Raw genomic sequence first — 17,148 nt, 5'->3', positions numbered from 1 at the left:
GGACACGTTCACCGGCTGGCGGGGCAGGCTGGGGCTGGTGCCGGCACTGGCGGCGGGCCCGCTGCTCATGAGCATCGTTCTGTGGCGGAAGCGGGGTTGGCCGCCGGGGCCGGTTCCGCGGCCGTGGCACCCGCAGCGGCGGACTGCGCGGGGGCCGCCTCGCTTTCGTTGCCCGCGTTCCCGCCCGCGCCGCTCGCCGGGGCTGCGGACGGCCGTGCGGCCGGCGCCAGCATCGCGCCCGGGTCGGCCGCGGCCGGGCCCAGGGACACCGCCCGGCGGACGGACGACCCGCCCGTGGCCTGGGATTCTCGCTCCGGTCCGTCCGGGGACGACCGGTTCTGACTGCGTGTCATCGTTCTCCTTGGACTGTGTACGTGATCGGTGGTGATCTCTGTCCGTGAGCGTGACCGGGTGGAGTGGTTCCCGCGCGCCGCCCGTCGCCCGTCGCTACCCGTCCTGGCCCACGGGCCCGGTGCAGCGTTCCGGCCAGTCCCGGCCCCCGCCGGCGCGGTTCTCCTTGGAGAGCGCCTCCTCGAGGTGGGCGAGCGCCTTCAGGTCCAGTCCGCTCAGTTCCTCCGACCCGTCCATGTAGGCGGTCGCGTTCCCGGGGAGCTCACGGAGCAGCACCACCGAGGGGCCTGCGGGCACGGTCCGTACCCCCAGCACCCGGAAGCCGGTCCCCGGCACGAAGACGATCTCTTCGTTCGTCTGCGCGGATCCGGTGGGCCGGTCGATCAGTTGCCGTACCTTGCGGCCTGTGACGGACCAGATCGCGTACCGTACGGCGGTCCCGGCGGGGAGCGCCGGGGTTCCGGCCAGCGCGCTGACCGGGGCGGGGTCCTGCAGCAGCGTGCCGACCCCGGGTTCGGGCCCGGCGGGGTCCCCGCCGCGCAGTGCCACCCCGCGGTAGGAGGGCAGCCGTCGCAGGGCAGACGCCAGGCAGCCGGCGTAGGGCAGCAGGCGCCCCTCGCCCGAGTGCAGGTCCCGGACCAGCTCGCGGTGGTGCAACGGCCCTTCCTCGGTGGTGAGGTAGGCGTGCGCCGCGACGAGATCGATCCGCGCGGCCTCCAGCTCCTGGCCGCGCAGCGCGGGCATCCGGGTGAGCAGCCGGGAGACCGCGGCGGCGTGCGCTTCCCAGGCCCCTGCCGCGAAGTTCCGGAACGCGGCCTGCTCGGCGGCCCCGCTGACATGCCCGGGGACGAAGGGGAGGTGCGCGGGACGCGCTTGGCGGGGCGGGGGCTTCAAAGCGGCAGGGGCAGGCGTGACGCCCGGCACCGGGGCGGCCTGCGGGGCCGGGGTTCCCGGGGTCCTGTTCCCGGTCCCGGCCACCGGCCGTGCCTCGGCCTGCGGCGCCCCACGACCGGTTCCGGCACCGTGCGACGCCTCGCCGGTGTCCGTACCCGTGTCTGTGTCCGTGCCCCGGGCGTCGAGCCCCGGGGGTACGGCCCGGCTGCCGCCCGCCTCGGGCTCCGACGTCGTACGGGCCGTCGCACCCGTCGGTGAACCACCGGACGGAGTGACCGACTTGGTGTCGGCCCCCGGTCCCCTCCCCCCGGTACCGCTGCCGGACCCGGTATCCGCCGCCGCACCGGCCCGGGACGCCGTACGGGCCTCCGGCCCAGCCGCGGACTCGGGTCCAAGCGCGCCACCGGAGCGGCCCGTACCCTCCCCGGGGTTTGAACCGCCGGACAAAACAGTCGACTTGGACTCAGACGCCGGCCCTCCGGTCAGGGGCCCGGTGCTCCCACCGGACCCGGCGTCCGGCACCGTGCCGACCACGGACGCCGCACGACCACCCGGTTCCACCCCCGACCCGGACCCGCCACCACTGCGAGCCGCAGCCTCTCCGCCCTCCGAACCACCGGACGACGCAACCGCCTTGACCCCCGGCACCCGCCTCCCGGACAGAACCTCGGCATCCCCACCGGACCCGGCGTCCGGCACCGTGCCGACCACGGACGCCGCACGACCACCCGGTTCCACCCCCGACCCGGCCCCGCCACCACTGCGAGCCGCAGCCTCTCCGGCCTCCGAACCACCGGACGACGCAGCCGGCTTGCCGTCGGCCTCTGCCGTTCCGGTCCCGGTGGCACCGTTCGGGCCGGTTTCCGGCGTCGTCCGTCCAGGAACGCCATCGGAACGATCCGTGCCCTCACCCGCCCGTGAACCCCCGTTCGTCTGCGACGACTTGGCGGCGGAGCCGGGTGCGGGGCGACCGAGCGGCCTGCCGCTCGGCGGAGCCACGGTCGGAGCGGCGGCCGCTCCGGACGTTGCCACATGGCCGCCCTCCGTCCCGGTCCCGGTCCCGGTCCGGCGTCCGGCCGGCGGCGGTGCCGACGAGGAGGTGAGCTGGAGGTTCGGCGGGGGCGCCGCCGCCGCGACGGAGGCACGTTCGCCGGGCGCCCCGGCGGGCGCTCCGGCCGTGGTCGTACCGGGGCGGCGGGCCGGAGCACCGGCGCCCGCGGGGCGTGCGGCGGTGACGTAGCGGATGCCCGGCACGCCGTGTTCGGCGGCCAGCCGGCGCAGTTCGCCGTCGCCGCCCACGAGCCGGCCGCGCACCAGCAGGGTGGTCCGCGCCCGGGTGTCGGCGCCGAGGCCGCGCAGCAGCCGGGACAGCGCGGGCAGCAGGGAGCCGTCCAACGGCTGGCCCGGCATGCCCAGTTCGATGGCGCACACCTCCGGATCCACGGCCGGGCCCACCGGCCCGGGACGCGGGCCGTCCGGTGCCCACAGGGCGAGTCCGGCCCGGGTGACGGTGGCCTGCCAGCGGTCCGTCAGCCGTACGGTCCCCGGCTCGGCGCCTCCGAGGATCCAGTCGGGCACATGGGTGGCCACCGGCCGGGGAGCGGGCGTACGGCCCTCGGCGTCGGTGGGCCCGCAGACCACGGCGGACACGAACGGCTGCCAGCTCGGCCTGCCGTCCCGCCCCACCAGGGTCGGCCGGGGCGCCGTTCCGGGCGGTGCGTGGTCGGCGATCAGCGGCAGACCCGTGAGTACCTCGATCTCGGCGCCCAGCAGGTCGGCGACGGACTGGCCGAGCCGCAGCAGGTCGCGCCGGCCGCCCGGCGCGAGCCGGACACGGGAGCGCTGGGCCACGGGCAGGGTCGCGAGCACGGCGGCCACCTCGTCGGCCGCGACGTCCTCCGCCTGCGGGGCACCGACCAGGACGGTGGGACGTTCGAAGTCGACGGGCACCGCGAAGCACAGGTCGCCGAGGTCCGGGCCGGGGGCCTCGGCCGGGCGGATCACCACCCCCGCCGGTATCCGGTCCACCACGCAGCCGCCGGTGGTGCGCACGGGCACCCGGTCCAGCGCCTCCTGCCAGGCGGGCGCGGGTGCGCGCGGGCCCAGCCTGCGGGGTGCCTCGCCGGGCGCGAACCGCCACCATCCGGGTCCGGGGCGGGCGGCGCCGTGGACGAAGAGCACGCCACCGGGAGTGATCAGTACGGCTCCGTCCGGGGCGATGACCTCCAGTTCCCATGCGTCGGCGATCCGGCGGGCGACGCTGGGCCGCTCGGGCCGGTCGTCCCCGGCGCCGGACATGACGAGCCGGACCCGGTCGGTGCCCTGCGAGCGGAGGGTGTCCAGCAGGGCGCCGAGCCGCGCCCAGTGCTCGGCGCCGGCGGGTCCGCCTCCGGCGGCGGAGCCGACGATCATCGTGACGACGTCCTCCTCCATGCCGACGGCGCCCGCCACTTCGAGCAGGGTGTCCAGCGGGAAGGAGTCGTCGTCGACCGAGCGGACCAGCAGGACGCCGTCGATGTCCTCGACGGGCGGGGCACCGACGGCCCCCCGGCCTCCGGCACCGCCGTGCGGCTCGGTGGCGGGGTGCCGGGTTCCGCGCCCCGTGCCGGACCTGCCGCCGCGGCGCGGGACGACGGATGACCAGCGGCTCACGCGTCCGTCCCCCGTGCCGGGTGAACGGCCTCGGTCAGCACCCGCGCGGGGCGCTGCCGCACACCGTCCCGCTGCTCCTTGGACGGCTCGCGTACGTTCGCTCCGTCCTCCGCGCCGGACCGGATCGCGTCGCGTACGGCGTCGACGTCCAGCAGCATGCTCACCGCGGCCGAGGGATTCAGATAGAGCGCGTGCCCCTCGGGAATCCGCGGCACGAGGTCGGCGACGCCGACGAGTTCGAAGGCGAGGCGCCCCGCGGTGTGCAGGAACGCGGGCGAGGTGAACACCGGTACGACAGGGGTTCCCTCCGGGGTCGCTGCGCTCAGCGGACCACCGTCCGGTCCGGTCAGCACGGCGACCTCGCGGCCCACGAGCGCGGCCGGCACCGCCTCGCCGGGCCCGTAGCCGGTCGAGGCGAGCTGGACGGCGTGGTCCACCTCGTCCTCCGGTTCGGGCCAGCCGAGTGCGAGGGGGGACGGCCGGTAGTCGGGGTTCTCCTCCCACTCTACGATCTCGCCGTCGAGGCCGGACCGCCAGCGGCCGAGCACCGCCCACTGCGGCGGCCGCTCCTGACCGGACCACATCGGGTCGACGACCCCCAGCCAGTGGTCCGGGGCGAGCCGGCCGGCCTCACGGATGTCGTCGGGTACGGGCGGAAGCTCCACGCCCGTGCCCGGGCCCCCGCCCGTGTCCTCCGCTGCCGTCGGCTCGCTCACGACGACGGCACTCCCGGTGCCCTGCTGGGTCATTGCTGTCCTCATTCGGTGGTTCGGGGCGCCGGGACCGTCCGCGCCGTGTCGTCCGCGTCGTCGGGCCACAGCAGACGGCGGGCGGTCGTCGTGTCGGTGACGACCGAGGTGAGCAGGCCGGACTTCAGGACGGCGCGGATCGCCTCCGCGCTCCGCGCGCCGCCCGAGACGCCGATCAGCTCGGGAACGGCACGGAGTTCGGCGGCGCTCACGCAGATCATGCGGGCGTTCAGCTCCGTGGGGATCACCTCGCCGGACACGTCGAGGACATGGCCGGCCACATCGGCGCACGCGCCGGACGCCCGGTACGTCTCGCGTTCCACGTCGCCCAGGGCGTCGTACACCGTCGACAGGCCGGCCTCCCACGCGCCGATGCCGACGACGGCCCGGGTGACCCGGCCGAAGCGGTGCACCGTCCCGGCGATGGCCGGCTGGCTCCTGAGGACCGCCGCGGTCGCGGCGTCCGGCAGGACGAAGGGGGCGTAGAGGGGGAAGGCGGGGCCGCCGCCGGTCGCGGCGGTACGGCGGACCGCGGCGACCGCGGGATCGCGGGCGAGGTCCGGTCCGTGCACTCCGGTCAGCTGGACGACGTCGCACGGCGGCAGCCGGTTGACCGCCTCGCTGAGCGCGTCCACCGCGGGGCTGCTGTCCAGCCCGATGACGTCGCCCTCCTCGGCGGTCTCCGAGAGCAGTTGGGCCGCCGCCGTCCCGAGCCAGCGGCTGACCTGGTGCCGGCCCGCCGGGCGCGCCGCGCCGTCCTCGCCGTCCGTCAGACGGACAACTACGGCGTGCCGGAGTCCGAACCGCTCCGCCAGTGCCTGCCCGAGCGGGACGTCGATCTCGGCCGGGACGGTGATGTCGATCCGCACGATGTCGTGGGCCACCGCCGCGTCGAGGAGGCGGGCGACCTTGAAGCGGCTGATGTTGAATTCCTTGGCGATCTCCACCTTCGACTGGTTGCCGAGGTAGAACCGCCGGGCGACGGAGGCCGCGAGGAGCCGGTCGAGCGGCGCGGAGGGGGCCTCCGGCCCGCCGGGCCCGACCAGGTCGTCGCGCCGGCCATCGCGGGGTTCGTTCAACCGCTCGTCCAGCCGTTCGTCTCTCTGCAGTCTCATCGGTCGTTCCAGTCGGGGCCGAGCAGGAAGTCGTAGAGCTCCCGGGCGGTGCGCTCCCGCTTGCCCCGCTCCACGGCGGCGTTCCACTTCCGGGTCAGACGCCGGTGCTCCGCCCATGCCTCGCGGTTGCGTTCGAGGTCGCGCCGGTACGTGGTCAGTTCCATGGCGGCGAGATTCCACGAGTCCGGCCCGCAGACCGTGTCCTGGCGGATGCCGACCGCGCCCCGTTCGAGGGTGGTGGGGAAGTTGCTGCACACCAGGGGGCGGTGGGCGTAGACACCGCAGCGGGCCTTGCCCGAGTCGATCTCCATCAGGAACACGCAGCCGCCGGTCTCCGGCCTGCGCACGAGATAGAGGTCGAGGGTCGGCCCCTCGGGGACCAGTTTGAACCCCGTGTCGTCCTTGAGCAGGGTGATGAACTCCTCGGGGTGCAGCGCGGTTCCGGCGGCGACCCTGCGCATGTCGGCGGCGGTGACGCCCACCTTGTACCTCCGGCAGCAGTCGCCCGTGCAGGTGGCACATCCGGCGACATTGACTCCGCTTCCGTTCACGAGGTCGCCTCCCCGGGCCAGGCCGTGCCCGCCTCGCGGGCGGCGTACGCCTCCAGGAGGTAGCGCTGGAAGTCGCGGATGCCGGGCTCGTCGTCGGTCGGCTTGGCTCCTTCGTACTCGGCGGCCAGGGCGTTCCACCGCTTGACGGCCTCGAACCAGTGGTCGCGGTCCGCCGTCCAGGCGCCCTTGGCCTTTGCCAGCAGCTTCTGGTCGAGGTCCCCCTCGGTCCACCGCCGGGGCCCGCCGGGTGGCGTGGCATCGGACGTCGTGGCACCGGACGTCGTGGCACCGGTCTGCCCGGCGTCCGTCGCCGGGGCCGGGGCGGTGCCGTCTCCCAGGTGGGCGGGGTACGCCCGGCACGAGACGGGGGCGAGGTCGCCGAGCCCGCAGTGGCCGAGGCCACCGGAGGTGCGCAGCAGGAAGACGCAGCCGTGCGAGCCGTTCGCGAGGCGGAGGTTCACCCGGCGCCGGCCGCCGTCCGTGACGATCCCGGTCGGATCGTCGGCGGCCGCGGGCGCGGTCTGTGTGACATGCCAGGGCTCCAGAGCGAGGGCCCGGGAGATGCGGGCGATGTCCGAGCCCGTGACGAAGCGCGCCCCGCGGGTACAGAGGTTCTCCGTCCGGGAAGCATGCCATTCGGCGCGCGTACGCAGCGCACCGCCAGTCGTCAGCACGTCGCTCCTTTCATCAGGGCCTCGTCCCCGCGCGCGTGGCACGCAAGCCACCCGTAGTCGACGGCGTCGGACTCGGCCACATCTTGTCGCCGGCTTGTCGGGCCGGCCGGGCCGACAGGCAGCCGGATGAGGCGAACGGGTCGGCCGGTCTCCGGGAGCCGGCGCGGCAGAAGCAGGCGGCGCCGCGGAGGACCGACGTCGACGGGGCCGTCGGCGTCCCTCGCCTCCAGCGGCCCCGGCACACGGAAGGCCAGTGCGTTCGCGGCCCCATGGCCCACTGAGACTCCCACCGAACCAAACCCCCAACGGGTTCTGCGCAGCGCCCGGAGCGACCGCGCCCCGGGCCGTCGGCGTGCGCCAACACACACAGCCCTTCGGTCAGTTCACCCGATCCAGGTAATCAATACATGGCGAAGAGAAGACATCGGAGGGACTCCAGGGGGGCGTTGTGGCGTGTGAGGCCGCACCGGCCGGTACCCACGACGGTGAGAAGGTGACATTTCCACCACATGCGCGGGCGTCCCGTGCCACGGTGAAGAAAGTGATGCACAGGAGGAGTGATCCATTCGACTCCACCGACACCTCCGACTCCACCCGACTCCGCTCCTGCCGACGGCACTTCAGGGAGCCCTCGTGCTGCGCGGCGTCGATGTGGGTCCGTACCGGTCCTCGTCCTGCGGCACCGACGGTCCGCCCTTCGTCTTCAAGGCTCCCGAGCGGCGGGGCGACGCTGCGCGGGTGGCGGCCCGTGGATCGCCGGCCACGTCACCGCGGGCAAGGCCCGTATCGAGGCGACGCGGCGCTTCCACCCGTACAGCGACGACCCCGTGGACACCGACGTCGCCGGTCTCCCCGGCCGCGCCGCCCTGAAGGAGTGGCGGGCGGCGACTGGGAGCACGGTGGCCCGGCGGCCGGCGCTTCGGCTCAGCGGTCGGTGACGCGCATGTCGAACCAGGTCGTCTTGCCCCGGGGCAGGAGGTCGACGCCCCAGCGGTCGGCAAGGGCGTCGACGAGGAAGAGGCCACGGCCGCTGATGTCGAGTTCCTGGACCGGCATGAGGCAGGGCAGGCCGCGGGAAGGGTCGCGGACCTCGACGCGGATCCAGCGGGGGCGACGGCGCAGCCGGAGGCCGAAGACACGGGCGCCGGTGTGGCGCACCGCGTTGCCGACGAGTTCGGAGACGAGGAGGACGGCGTCCTCGGTGATCGCCGCCCCGAGGCCCCAGTGGCGCAGGACCACGACCTGGGTGAGCCGGCGGGCAGTGGCCGCGGACTCCGGGCGGGACGGCAGCGGGACCTCCGCCTGTGACGGATCGCCGAACAACTCCAGTACCTTCTGGGCGTGTTCGTCCTCGACCGTCGGCGACCAGCGCGACGCGGTCGCACGCCCGTCTCCCCGCGGCTGCTCCCTGTCATCCAGCCCCGCCATGCCCCCCATCATGGACGTCCGACGGGGCGTCCGGGACCGTTCCGGCGGAATGCGCCCCCCGTACGCTCCCACCGCGAGACAGTCCGCCGACATATGCCCCTGGCACTTCGGAGGCGTCGGCGATCCGTTCGGCCTGCGGAAACGGATCGCTGTGCGGCAATCGACAGGCTCCCTCGACACGACAGGCTTAAGGGTGCGTCAAGGCTCCCACAAACCGCCCCATCGAGGGACCCGGATCAGACACCGCGTCAATTGCAAGCCATCTCAGGAAGGTTCACAGGAACCTCGCCTTGCCGGGACCGTCCTCCACGAAGCTGCGCATCCCCCGCTCGCGGTCCTCGGTGGCGAACAGGCCCGCGAACCAGCCCCGCTCGACGGCGAGGCCGGTGTCGATGTCGGTCTCCAGACCGGTGTCGACCGCCTCCTTGGCCGCGCGCAGGGCGATCGCGGGACCCTTCGCGAGCTTCGCGGCCCACGCGTGCGCCTGCTCGTAGACCTCGGCGGCGGGCACCACCCGGTCCACCAGGCCCAGCGCCAGCGCCTCGTCGGCCTTCACCTGACGGCCCGTGAAGATGAGGTCCTTCGCCCTGGACGGGCCGATGAGGCGGGCCAGGCGCTGGGTGCCGCCGGCCCCCGGGATCAGTCCGAGCAGGATCTCGGGCTGGCCCAGCCTGGCGTTCTCCCCGGCGATGCGGAAGTCCGCGCAGAGCGCGAGTTCGCAGCCCCCGCCGAGCGCGTAGCCGGTCACCGCGGCCACCACCGGCTTGGGGATGCGGGCCACGGCGGTGAAGGAGTCCTGCAGGGCGCGGGCGCGCAGGACCATCGCGGTGTGGTCCATCGCCTGCATCTCCTTGATGTCCGCGCCCGCCGCGAACACCTTCTCCCCGCCGTGGACCACCACGGCACGCACGTCGTCGCGGCGCGTGATCTCCTCGGCGAGTTCCTTCAGCCGGTCCTGCGTGGCGACGTCCAGCGCGTTCATGGGCGGGCGGTCCAGGCGCAGCGTGCCGACGCCCTCGGCGACTTCGAGATGTACGGTCATGGCAGCAGGTTAACGGCGGCTAACGGCAACCGGCTGGGTGCGGTCGATCACACCCGACCGGGGGTCCAGGGGTTACCCCCGGACAGACACAGCACGGTGGCCGACGCCGGCGGCCCCGGTGCCGTACCTCGCACCGGGGCCGCAGTGCCGTGACGGCCGGGCCGGAGCCCAGGCCTAGGCCTTCCACTTCTCCCAGGACATGTTCCAGCCGTTGAGGCCGTTGTCCGGGGCGATGGTGGCGTCGTTGGAGTTCTTCACGACGACCACGTCACCGATCATGGAGTTCTCGAAGAACCAGGAGCCCGGGGCCTTCTTGTCCCAGCCGCCGCGGGTGTCGCGCAGGCCGATGCAGCCGTGGCTGGCGTTGTAGTTGCCGAAGGCGCCGCCGCCCCAGTAGTTGCCGTGGATGAAGGTCCCCGACGTGCTCAGGCGCATGGCGTGCGGGACGTCCTTGATGTCGTACTCGCCGCCGAACCCGACGGTCTCGCCGTTCATCCGGGTGACCGCGAGCCGCTCGCTGATGACCATCCGGCCGTTCCAGGTCTCGGTGCCGGGGGCACCGGTGGTGACCGGGATCGTCTTGATGACCTTGCCGTCCCGCTCGACCTTCATGGTGAGCTTCTTGGCGTCGACGACGGAGACCTGGCTGCGGCCGATGGTGAAGGAGACGGTCTTGGCCTGCTCGCCGTAGACACCGGGACGGCCCTCGACGCCGTCGAGGTTGAGGTCGACGGTGACCTTGGTGCCGGCCTTCCAGTACTTCTCGGGCCGGAAGTCGAGGCGGTCGTTGCCGAACCAGTGGCCCTCGACCTCGACGGCCGGCTCGGTCTTGATGGTGATGGCCTTCTCGATGTCCTCCGGGTGGGTGATACCCCGGGTGAAGCGGAGCGAGAACGGCATTCCGACGCCGACCTTGGAGCCGTCCTCGGGGGTGAAGGTGCCGACGAAGGTGTTCTTGGGGGTCAGCGTGGTGAAGCTGGAGTCCTCGGCGGCGGTGCGGCCGGCGGAGTCCTTGGCGACCGCGTGCACGGTGTACTTGGTGGAGGCGGCCAGGTGGGTCGACGGCGTCCAGTGGGCGCCGTCGCCGGATATCTCCCCGTCGATCTTCTCTCCGTCCGGGTTCTTGACGACGACCTCGGTCAGTTTGCCCTTGACCGCGTCGACCTTGAGCGCGCCGCTGGTCTTCACGGACCCGGCGCCGTCCTCGGGCGCTATGCCGATGACCGCCTCGGACTGCTTGCTCACCGCCGCGGTGGAGTCCTTGGGCTTGTCGTCGTCCGAGCCGGACCCGGCGCCCGAGCCGGTCCCCCCGCCGCCGCACGCGGTGACCGCCAGCATCACTCCGAGTGCCAGCGCGGCGAGCTTCCTGCCGCCGCGCCCGCGCGCGTCGACCGGCGCCCCCGATATCGGCCCCACGTTCACTTGTTTCTCCCCTCGGCGGGCCTGGCCCGGCCCGCGCCCCCGCACGCCCCTCGCGCGCTTCGGCGCATAGTAACCACAGGCCAGGAGGGTTGAACGCGGCTGGTGTGTCACCGTTCCGTTCCAACTTTCACCCTCCTGGGGCGCACAACCGGAGCGCCCTTTCGACCGTCCGCGCGCAGGGGGTGGATCCAGGGCGACACTCCGGGGTCGTATCAGGGTCATGCCGGAGCCATGCAGGGGTTGCCCCAGGGCCATGCAGGGGTCACGTCGGGGGTCGTGCCGGGGTCACGTCGGGGTTCACTTCACGGCGCTGCCCTTCGTCCACTTCTCCCAGCTCATGTTCCAGCCGCCGAGGCCGTTGTCCGGGGCGACCGTCCGGTCCTTGCTGTTGACCACCTCCACGACGTCGCCGACGAGGCTGCGGTCGAAGAACCAGCCCGCGGGGGTGCTCGCGCCGCCGCCCTTCACATCCCGCAGACCGATGCACCCGTGGCTGACGTTGGTGTCGCCGAAGACGTCGTCCTCGGCCCAGTAGTTGCCGTGCAGGAAGGTGCCGGAGTCGGTCAGGCGGATGGCGTGCGGGACGTCGGGGATGTCGTACTCGCCGCCGAAGCCGACCGTGCGGCTGTCCATCCGGGTGACCTCGAGCATCTCCGTGATCACCATCTTCCCGTTGTACGTGGGGGTCTTGGGCGCCCCGGCCGTGACCGGCACCGTGGCGAGCACCTCGCCGTCCCGGCGTACCTCCATCGTGTGCCGGGACGCGTCGACCACCGAGACCTGACCGCGGCCGACGGTGAACGAGAACGTGCGGTGCTGGAGCCCGTAGACGCCGGGCGCGCCCTCGACGTCCCGCAGGTCCAGTTCGACGGTGACCTCGGTACCGGGCTTCCAGTACTTCTCGGGGCGGAAGTCGAGGCGTTTCCTGCCGAACCAGTGCGGGCGGATGTCCACGGCCGGGCGGGAGGTGACGCGGACGGCGCGCTCGACCGCCGCGCGGTCGGCGATCTCACGGTTGAACGCCAGGGAGACGATCATCCCCGTGCCGACGACGGAACGGTCGTCCGGGGCGACGTAGCCGATGAAGCGCTGCTCGGGGACGTACGTCGTGAAGGTGGTGTGGCGGGCCGAGCGGCGCCCGCCGGCGTCCAGGGCGACGGCGTCGACCGTGTACTTCGCGGCCAGCGCCAGCCGTTCGTCGTCGGGCTTCCAGCTCTGTCCGTCGGCGGAGATCCGGCCGGGGACCGGGGACTCCCGCGCGTCCTGGGACCGGACGACCCTGACCGACTCCAGCCGGCCCTCGGACGCCCGCACCCGCAGCACCTGGTCGGGGCGCACCTCCTTGCTGGCGTCGGCGGGCACGACCCGGATCACCTCCTCGGGTCCCGGAGGGCCGAACGCCCCTGCGATGGGACCGTCCGAAGTACAGCCGACGGCCCCGGCCAGCAATCCTGCCCATGTCACTACGGTGGCCAGTGCGGCCCTCGCGCGCCGTGCGCGCCCTTGTACGTGGCTCACGCGCTACCCAACGACGGGGTGCGCGTGGGGAAACGACCATGCGTCCCCTCGGGGCACCCGTCTCCGCCCGGTCCCGCCCCCGCGCCCCGGAGGGACGGGTCCCAGCACCCCGCGGGGACCTAGGTGTGCGCCCCCGCTCCGGGGCGACGCGAGGGTGCGCCCCGGGAAACGTCGGGGTGCATCCTGACGTTCCCCGGGGAAACGTGAGTGCACGGCACGCTCTGGGCAGAACTGAGGGGAGGACGACGCGCCGGGGAGCCGCGGCCGGAGCCGAGGAACGCCCAGGGGACTGGGCGGACGCACTCCCCTGCCCTCCGTCGTCCCATGATGAGCCGCGGGAGGCTGACAGGTGTCCAGCGCAGCCGAGCAGGAGGCGGTGGCCGGGCGGGAGACGGTGACCGGGGGCCGGGTCACCGGCGACGGGCGTCCGGCCGTCACCGTGAACGGCGTGCGGGCGGCCGCGCCGCCGCCGGCGACGGTGCCCGTGCGGCCCGGCCCGCCGGCCCCGTCGGGTGCCCGCTTCCGGACCGGTCCGGACGGGGCGGCGGGGACCGATTTCGCGCTGTGGGCGGGGGGTGCCGAGGGCGTCGAACTGTGCCTGTTCGACGAGCGCGGCGGGGAGAGCCGCGCCCGGCTCACCGAGCTGACGGACGGGGTCTGGCACGGCTTCGTGGCGGGCGTCCTGCCCGGCACGCGCTACGGCTACCGGGTGCACGGCCGCTGGGACCCGTGGACCGGCGCCCGCTGGAACCCGGCGAAGCTGCTGCTCGACCCGTACGCCCGCGCGGTGGACGGCGACTACGGCACGTCGGGCCTGCCGCCCCAGGTGTACGGGCATGCCCGGGACTGGCCGGAGCAGCAGGTCGCGGACACCGTGCGCGACGACCGGGACTCCGCCCCGTACGTGCCGAAGGGGGTCGTCGTCCACGACGACGACGACTGGTCCGACGACCGGCGGCCCGGGACGCCGTGGGCGGACACGGTCCTGTACGAGCTGCACGTCAAGGGGTTCACACAGCGGCACCCGGGCATTCCGGAGGAACTGCGCGGCACGTACGCGGGGCTGGCTCATCCTGCCGCGATCGACCATCTGGTGCGGCTCGGGGTGACGGCCGTGGAGCTGCTGCCGGTGCACCAGTTCGCGCACGAGGACCATCTGCTGCGACGGGGGCTGCGCAACCACTGGGGCTACAACTCCGTCGGCTGGTTCGCCCCGCACGCCGGCTACGCGGCCTCCGGGACGGGCGGGCAGCAGGTCGGCGAGTTCAAGCGGATGGTGCGCGCGCTGCACGCGGCGGGCATCGAGGTCGTCCTCGACGTGGTCTACAACCACACCGCCGAGGCGAACGAACTGGGCCCCACCCTGTCCCTGAAGGGCATCGACAACCGCGGCCACTACCGGCTCCGGGCCGACGCCCGCCGGTACGCCGACTACACCGGCTGCGGCAACACCCTGGACGTCGTCCAGCCGCACGTACTGCGCCTGATCACGGACTCGCTGCGCTACTGGGTGACCGAGATGGGCGTCGACGGCTTCCGCTTCGACCTGGCGGCGGCACTGGCCCGCACCGCGGACGGGGACGACGTCGACATGCGTGTCCCGTTCCTCTCGGTGATCGCCCAGGACCCGGTGCTGCGCGGGGTGAAACTGATCGCCGAGCCGTGGGACGTGGGCCCCGGCGGCTACCGGGTGGGGGCGTTCCCGCCGCTGTGGTCGGAGTGGAACGACCGGTACCGCGACGCCGTACGGGACTTCTGGCGGCCCGGCGCCGCGGACCTGCGGGAGATCGGCTACCGGCTCTCCGGCTCGAGCGACCTGTACGACTGGGGCGGGCGGCGCCCGTACGCCTCGGTCAACTTCGTCACCGCGCACGACGGGTTCACCCTGCGCGACCTCGTGTCGTACGCGCGCAAGCACAACGAGGCCAACGGCGAGGGCAACCGGGACGGCACGGACGACAACCGCTCCTGGAACTGCGGCGCCGAGGGCGAGACCGACGACCCGGACATCCTGGCCCTGCGCCGGCGGCAACTGCGCAACCTGCTGACCACCCTGCTGCTCTCGACGGGTGTGCCGATGCTGGTCGCCGGTGACGAGATGGGGCGCACCCAGCGCGGCAACAACAACGCCTACTGCCAGGACAACGAGACCGGCTGGGTGGACTGGAAGCTGCTGGACCGGCCGGGCTGGCGGGCCCTGTTCGCCCTCACGTCCCGGCTGATCGCCCTGCGCCGCCGCCATCCGGTGCTGCGCCGCCGCACCTTCTACTCCGGACACGCGCACAGTGCCGACGGCCTGCGCGACCTCGCCTGGTTCACCGCGCGGGGCACGGAGATGACCGAGGAGGACTGGTACGCGCCCACCGCCACCCTCGGCATGTACTTCTCCGGCCGGGACATCCCGGACCGGGACGAGCACGGGGGCCGCGTCCTCGACGACAGCTTCCTCGCCGTCCTCCACGCCGGCGACGGACCGGCGGACGTCCGCCTCCCGGGCCCGCCGTGGGCCGAGCGCTACGAGGTCCTCGTCGACACCGGCCGGGAGGACCAGGAGTCCCCACCGGCCACGCCCCACCTCGCGGACACGACGATCACGGTTGCGGGACGGACGGTGCTGCTGCTGCGCGTGGCCGGGTGACGTGACGCAGCGCCGGCCGGACACCGGCCCGTTGCGCAGCCCGTGCCCGGCCGGCCTCAGCCGAGGATGCCGCGGTCGTAGGCGGCCGCCACGGCCGCGGCGCGGTCCTTGACGCCGAGTTTGGCGTACAGGTGGGTGAGGTGGGTCTTCACGGTCGCCTCGCTGATGAAGAGTTCGCGGGCGATCTCGCGGTTGGAGGTGCCCCGGGCGACCAGGGCGAGGACCTCGCGCTCCCGCCCGGACAGGGGCGCGGACCGCGGTTCGGCGGCGGGGGCGCGGACCGCGGAGACCAGGCGGGAGGCCACCGCCGGGGAGAGGACCGTACGGCCCTCGGCGGCCGCCCGTACGGCCGTGAACAGTTCCTCGCGCGGCGCGTCCTTCAGCAGGTAGCCGGTCGCGCCCGCCTCGATCGCGGGCAGGGTGTCGGAGTCGGTGTCGTAGGTGGTGAGGACGAGCACCTTGGCCCGCGCGTCCCGGCGGACCAGCTCCCGGATGGCGTCCACGCCCGAACCGCCGGGCATGCGCAGGTCCATGAGGACGACGTCGGGGTCGAGGGCGGTGGCCCGCTCCAGCGCCTCGACGCCGTTCGCCGCCTCGCCGAGGACGCGGAAGCCGGGCGCGGACTCGAACATGCCGCGCAGGCCGTCCCGTACGACGGGATGGTCGTCGACGATCAGGACCGAGACGGTCGGAGTGTCGTCGGCATCGGTCATGTGGGTCCTCTAGTTCAGGCGGACGAACGGTACGCGAGCCGACACCGCCGTCCCGTGGCCGGGTTCGGACTCCACTATGAGGGAGCCCGCGATGCGTTCCGCGCGGGCGCGCATGCCGTCGAGGCCGAAGCCGCCGCTGCCGGTGCGGGCGGGTCGCACGCGCGGGTCGAAGCCGCGGCCGTCGTCGCGGATGTCGAGGGTGACCTCGTCGCCGATGTACGAGAGCGTGACGCCGACCCGGGTGGCCGCGGCGTGCCGGGAGGCGTTGGACAGGGCCTCCTGGGCGATGCGCAGCAGCGTGGCCGCGACCTCCTCGTGCAGGGGTTCGGCCGTGCCGGTGACGGTGCAGTCGGCGCGGGCGCCGGTGCGTTCGCCCCATTCCGTGACCGTCTTCTCCAGGGCCTGCGGCAGCCCGTCCCCGTCGAGGGCGACCGGGGCGAGGTTGTGCACCGAGCGGCGGGCCTCGCCGAGGCTTTCGCGGGCCAGGTCGGTGGCCCGGCCGGCGTGGACGCGGACCAGGCCGGGGTCCGTCGTGCCCGCCACCACCTGGAGCTGGGCGATGATGCCGGTGAGGCCCTGGGCGAGGGTGTCGTGGATCTCGGCGGCCAGCCGCCGGCGCTCGTCGGCGACGCCCGCCTCCCGCGCCTGGACGAGAAGCTGGGTGTGCAGGGCGGCGTTCTCGTCGAGGGCCTGTTGCAACGCGGCGTTGGTGTGCTCCAGTTCGGCGATGGCCTCGGCCTGCGCCCGGGCGCGCTCCTCCTCCAGGTCGCCGAAGTGGGCGAAGAGCGACACCAGCAGGCCGTTGACCAGGAGGACCGCGCCGAACAGCGCCCAGCCCAGTCCGTCTCCCGGCGGCAGCCCGCCCGACTGCGAGCCCGCCAGGGTCACCGCGGTGGCCAGCAGGCCCACCCTGACCAGGCGTCTCGGGAGCTGGTGGGCGATACCGAAATAGCCGATGGTCGCGTAGAAGGCGAACAGCGGGTTCATCCAGGTGAGCACGAACCCGAGGGCCCAGCGGACGGCGTAGTAGCAGGCACTCTCCGTGGTCGGTCCGGGGCGCCTGCGCTCCGCCCGGCCCCAGGCCAGTTGCAGGAGGAGGGCCACGACGGCCAGTACGCCGCTCGCCCACCGCTCACCGTCGGTCATGCCGATGGCGTCGGCGGCCGACAGCGAGAGCACGGTACCGGCCGCGAGCAGGGTGTACGGCCCCCAGCGGCGGAACACCGCCCACCGCCGCTCGACCTTGCCGCCCGCGGTCGCCCCGTCCCCGGGCCTCTCGCCCCCGGGCCTCTCGCCCCCGGCAGTCCCGTCCGCCGTCATGGCGTCCCCCGTCATGCCGTCATTCTCGTACGCGCCCGTGCCGGCGCCACCCTCCGCATTCCTCACCCGCACACTGACCCC

The 17,148-nt window shown here is 73.8% G+C and carries 13 protein-coding genes; 1 reads left to right on the top strand and 12 read right to left on the bottom strand.

The genetic code is table 11. From position 1 onward, the window contains the following. Positions 1 to 65 precede the first annotated feature (65 nt). From ACFWVE_RS28565 to ACFWVE_RS28520, 10 genes are all read right to left on the bottom strand, one after another. The gene (locus ACFWVE_RS28565) at positions 66 to 353 is read right to left on the bottom strand and encodes a hypothetical protein (protein WP_384019896.1); all 288 of its coding nucleotides are present in this window, start codon (positions 351 to 353) and stop codon (positions 66 to 68) included. A 94-nt stretch (positions 354 to 447) separates the two neighbouring features. Continuing rightward, a complete protein-coding gene (locus ACFWVE_RS28560; RefSeq protein ID WP_384019893.1) occupies positions 448 to 3,897 on the bottom strand; it encodes a hypothetical protein in 3,450 nt (1,149 codons plus the stop codon). Next, entirely contained in the window at positions 3,894 to 4,646 is a 753-nt protein-coding gene (locus ACFWVE_RS28555; RefSeq protein ID WP_384019891.1) for a type VII secretion system-associated protein, read from the bottom strand. Before ACFWVE_RS28555 ends, ACFWVE_RS28560 begins: the two co-directional genes overlap by 4 nt. 8 nt (positions 4,647 to 4,654) lie before the next feature. Beyond that, positions 4,655 to 5,761: a sugar-binding transcriptional regulator gene (locus tag ACFWVE_RS28550; RefSeq protein ID WP_384019888.1), complete on the bottom strand. Its 1,107-nt coding sequence runs from the start codon at positions 5,759 to 5,761 to the stop codon at positions 4,655 to 4,657. Next, positions 5,758 to 6,312 (bottom strand): YkgJ family cysteine cluster protein, encoded by a 555-nt coding sequence (locus ACFWVE_RS28545; RefSeq protein ID WP_384019885.1) that lies wholly within the window; start codon positions 6,310 to 6,312, stop codon positions 5,758 to 5,760. Before ACFWVE_RS28545 ends, ACFWVE_RS28550 begins: the two co-directional genes overlap by 4 nt. Next, the gene (locus ACFWVE_RS28540; protein WP_384019883.1) at positions 6,309 to 6,986 is read right to left on the bottom strand and encodes a hypothetical protein; all 678 of its coding nucleotides are present in this window, start codon (positions 6,984 to 6,986) and stop codon (positions 6,309 to 6,311) included. Before ACFWVE_RS28540 ends, ACFWVE_RS28545 begins: the two co-directional genes overlap by 4 nt. 924 nt (positions 6,987 to 7,910) lie before the next feature. Then, positions 7,911 to 8,414 carry an ATP-binding protein gene (locus ACFWVE_RS28535; protein ID WP_384019880.1) on the bottom strand — a complete coding sequence of 168 codons (504 nt, stop codon included), beginning with the start codon at positions 8,412 to 8,414 and terminating at the stop codon, positions 7,911 to 7,913. A gap of 274 nt (positions 8,415 to 8,688) precedes the next feature. After that, complete coding sequence (locus tag ACFWVE_RS28530) at positions 8,689 to 9,456, bottom strand: enoyl-CoA hydratase/isomerase family protein (RefSeq protein WP_384019877.1); 768 nt, start codon at positions 9,454 to 9,456, stop codon at positions 8,689 to 8,691. A 174-nt stretch (positions 9,457 to 9,630) separates the two neighbouring features. Continuing rightward, a complete protein-coding gene (locus ACFWVE_RS28525) occupies positions 9,631 to 10,878 on the bottom strand; it encodes an Ig-like domain-containing protein (protein WP_384019874.1) in 1,248 nt (415 codons plus the stop codon). A gap of 297 nt (positions 10,879 to 11,175) precedes the next feature. Next, positions 11,176 to 12,396: an Ig-like domain-containing protein gene (locus ACFWVE_RS28520; RefSeq protein ID WP_384019871.1), complete on the bottom strand. Its 1,221-nt coding sequence runs from the start codon at positions 12,394 to 12,396 to the stop codon at positions 11,176 to 11,178. A gap of 349 nt (positions 12,397 to 12,745) precedes the next feature. Here ACFWVE_RS28520 and glgX point away from each other — a divergent pair, with 349 nt between their 5' ends. Next, positions 12,746 to 15,034 carry a glycogen debranching protein GlgX gene (gene glgX, locus ACFWVE_RS28515; protein WP_384019868.1) on the top strand — a complete coding sequence of 763 codons (2,289 nt, stop codon included), beginning with the start codon at positions 12,746 to 12,748 and terminating at the stop codon, positions 15,032 to 15,034. Between the two features lie 56 nt (positions 15,035 to 15,090). Here glgX and ACFWVE_RS28510 read toward each other — a convergent pair whose 3' ends face one another. Then, positions 15,091 to 15,747 (bottom strand): response regulator, encoded by a 657-nt coding sequence (locus ACFWVE_RS28510; protein ID WP_384019864.1) that lies wholly within the window; start codon positions 15,745 to 15,747, stop codon positions 15,091 to 15,093. Positions 15,748 to 15,756: 9 nt separating this feature from the next. Further along, a complete protein-coding gene (locus ACFWVE_RS28505) occupies positions 15,757 to 17,082 on the bottom strand; it encodes a sensor histidine kinase (protein WP_384019861.1) in 1,326 nt (441 codons plus the stop codon). Between the last annotated feature and the right edge of the window lie 66 nt (positions 17,083 to 17,148).

Source organism: Streptomyces sp. NPDC058632, assembly GCF_042717095.1.
Taxonomy (GTDB): domain Bacteria; phylum Actinomycetota; class Actinomycetes; order Streptomycetales; family Streptomycetaceae; genus Streptomyces.
This window is presented reverse-complemented; position numbering and strand designations above follow the sequence as displayed.

Bases quoted from the DNA above. Each gene is read 5' to 3' on its own strand.
- ACFWVE_RS28510 (WP_384019864.1), bottom strand. From the start codon at position 15,747: ATGACCGATGCCGACGACACTCCGACCGTCTCGGTCCTGATCGTCGAC.
- ACFWVE_RS28565 (WP_384019896.1), bottom strand. From the start codon at position 353: ATGACACGCAGTCAGAACCGGTCGTCCCCGGACGGACCGGAGCGAGAA.
- ACFWVE_RS28505 (WP_384019861.1), bottom strand. From the start codon at position 17,082: ATGACGGGGGACGCCATGACGGCGGACGGGACTGCCGGGGGCGAGAGG.
- ACFWVE_RS28555 (WP_384019891.1), bottom strand. From the start codon at position 4,646: ATGACCCAGCAGGGCACCGGGAGTGCCGTCGTCGTGAGCGAGCCGACG.
- ACFWVE_RS28550 (WP_384019888.1), bottom strand. From the start codon at position 5,761: ATGAGACTGCAGAGAGACGAACGGCTGGACGAGCGGTTGAACGAACCC.
- ACFWVE_RS28530 (WP_384019877.1), bottom strand. From the start codon at position 9,456: ATGACCGTACATCTCGAAGTCGCCGAGGGCGTCGGCACGCTGCGCCTG.
- ACFWVE_RS28535 (WP_384019880.1), bottom strand. From the start codon at position 8,414: ATGGCGGGGCTGGATGACAGGGAGCAGCCGCGGGGAGACGGGCGTGCG.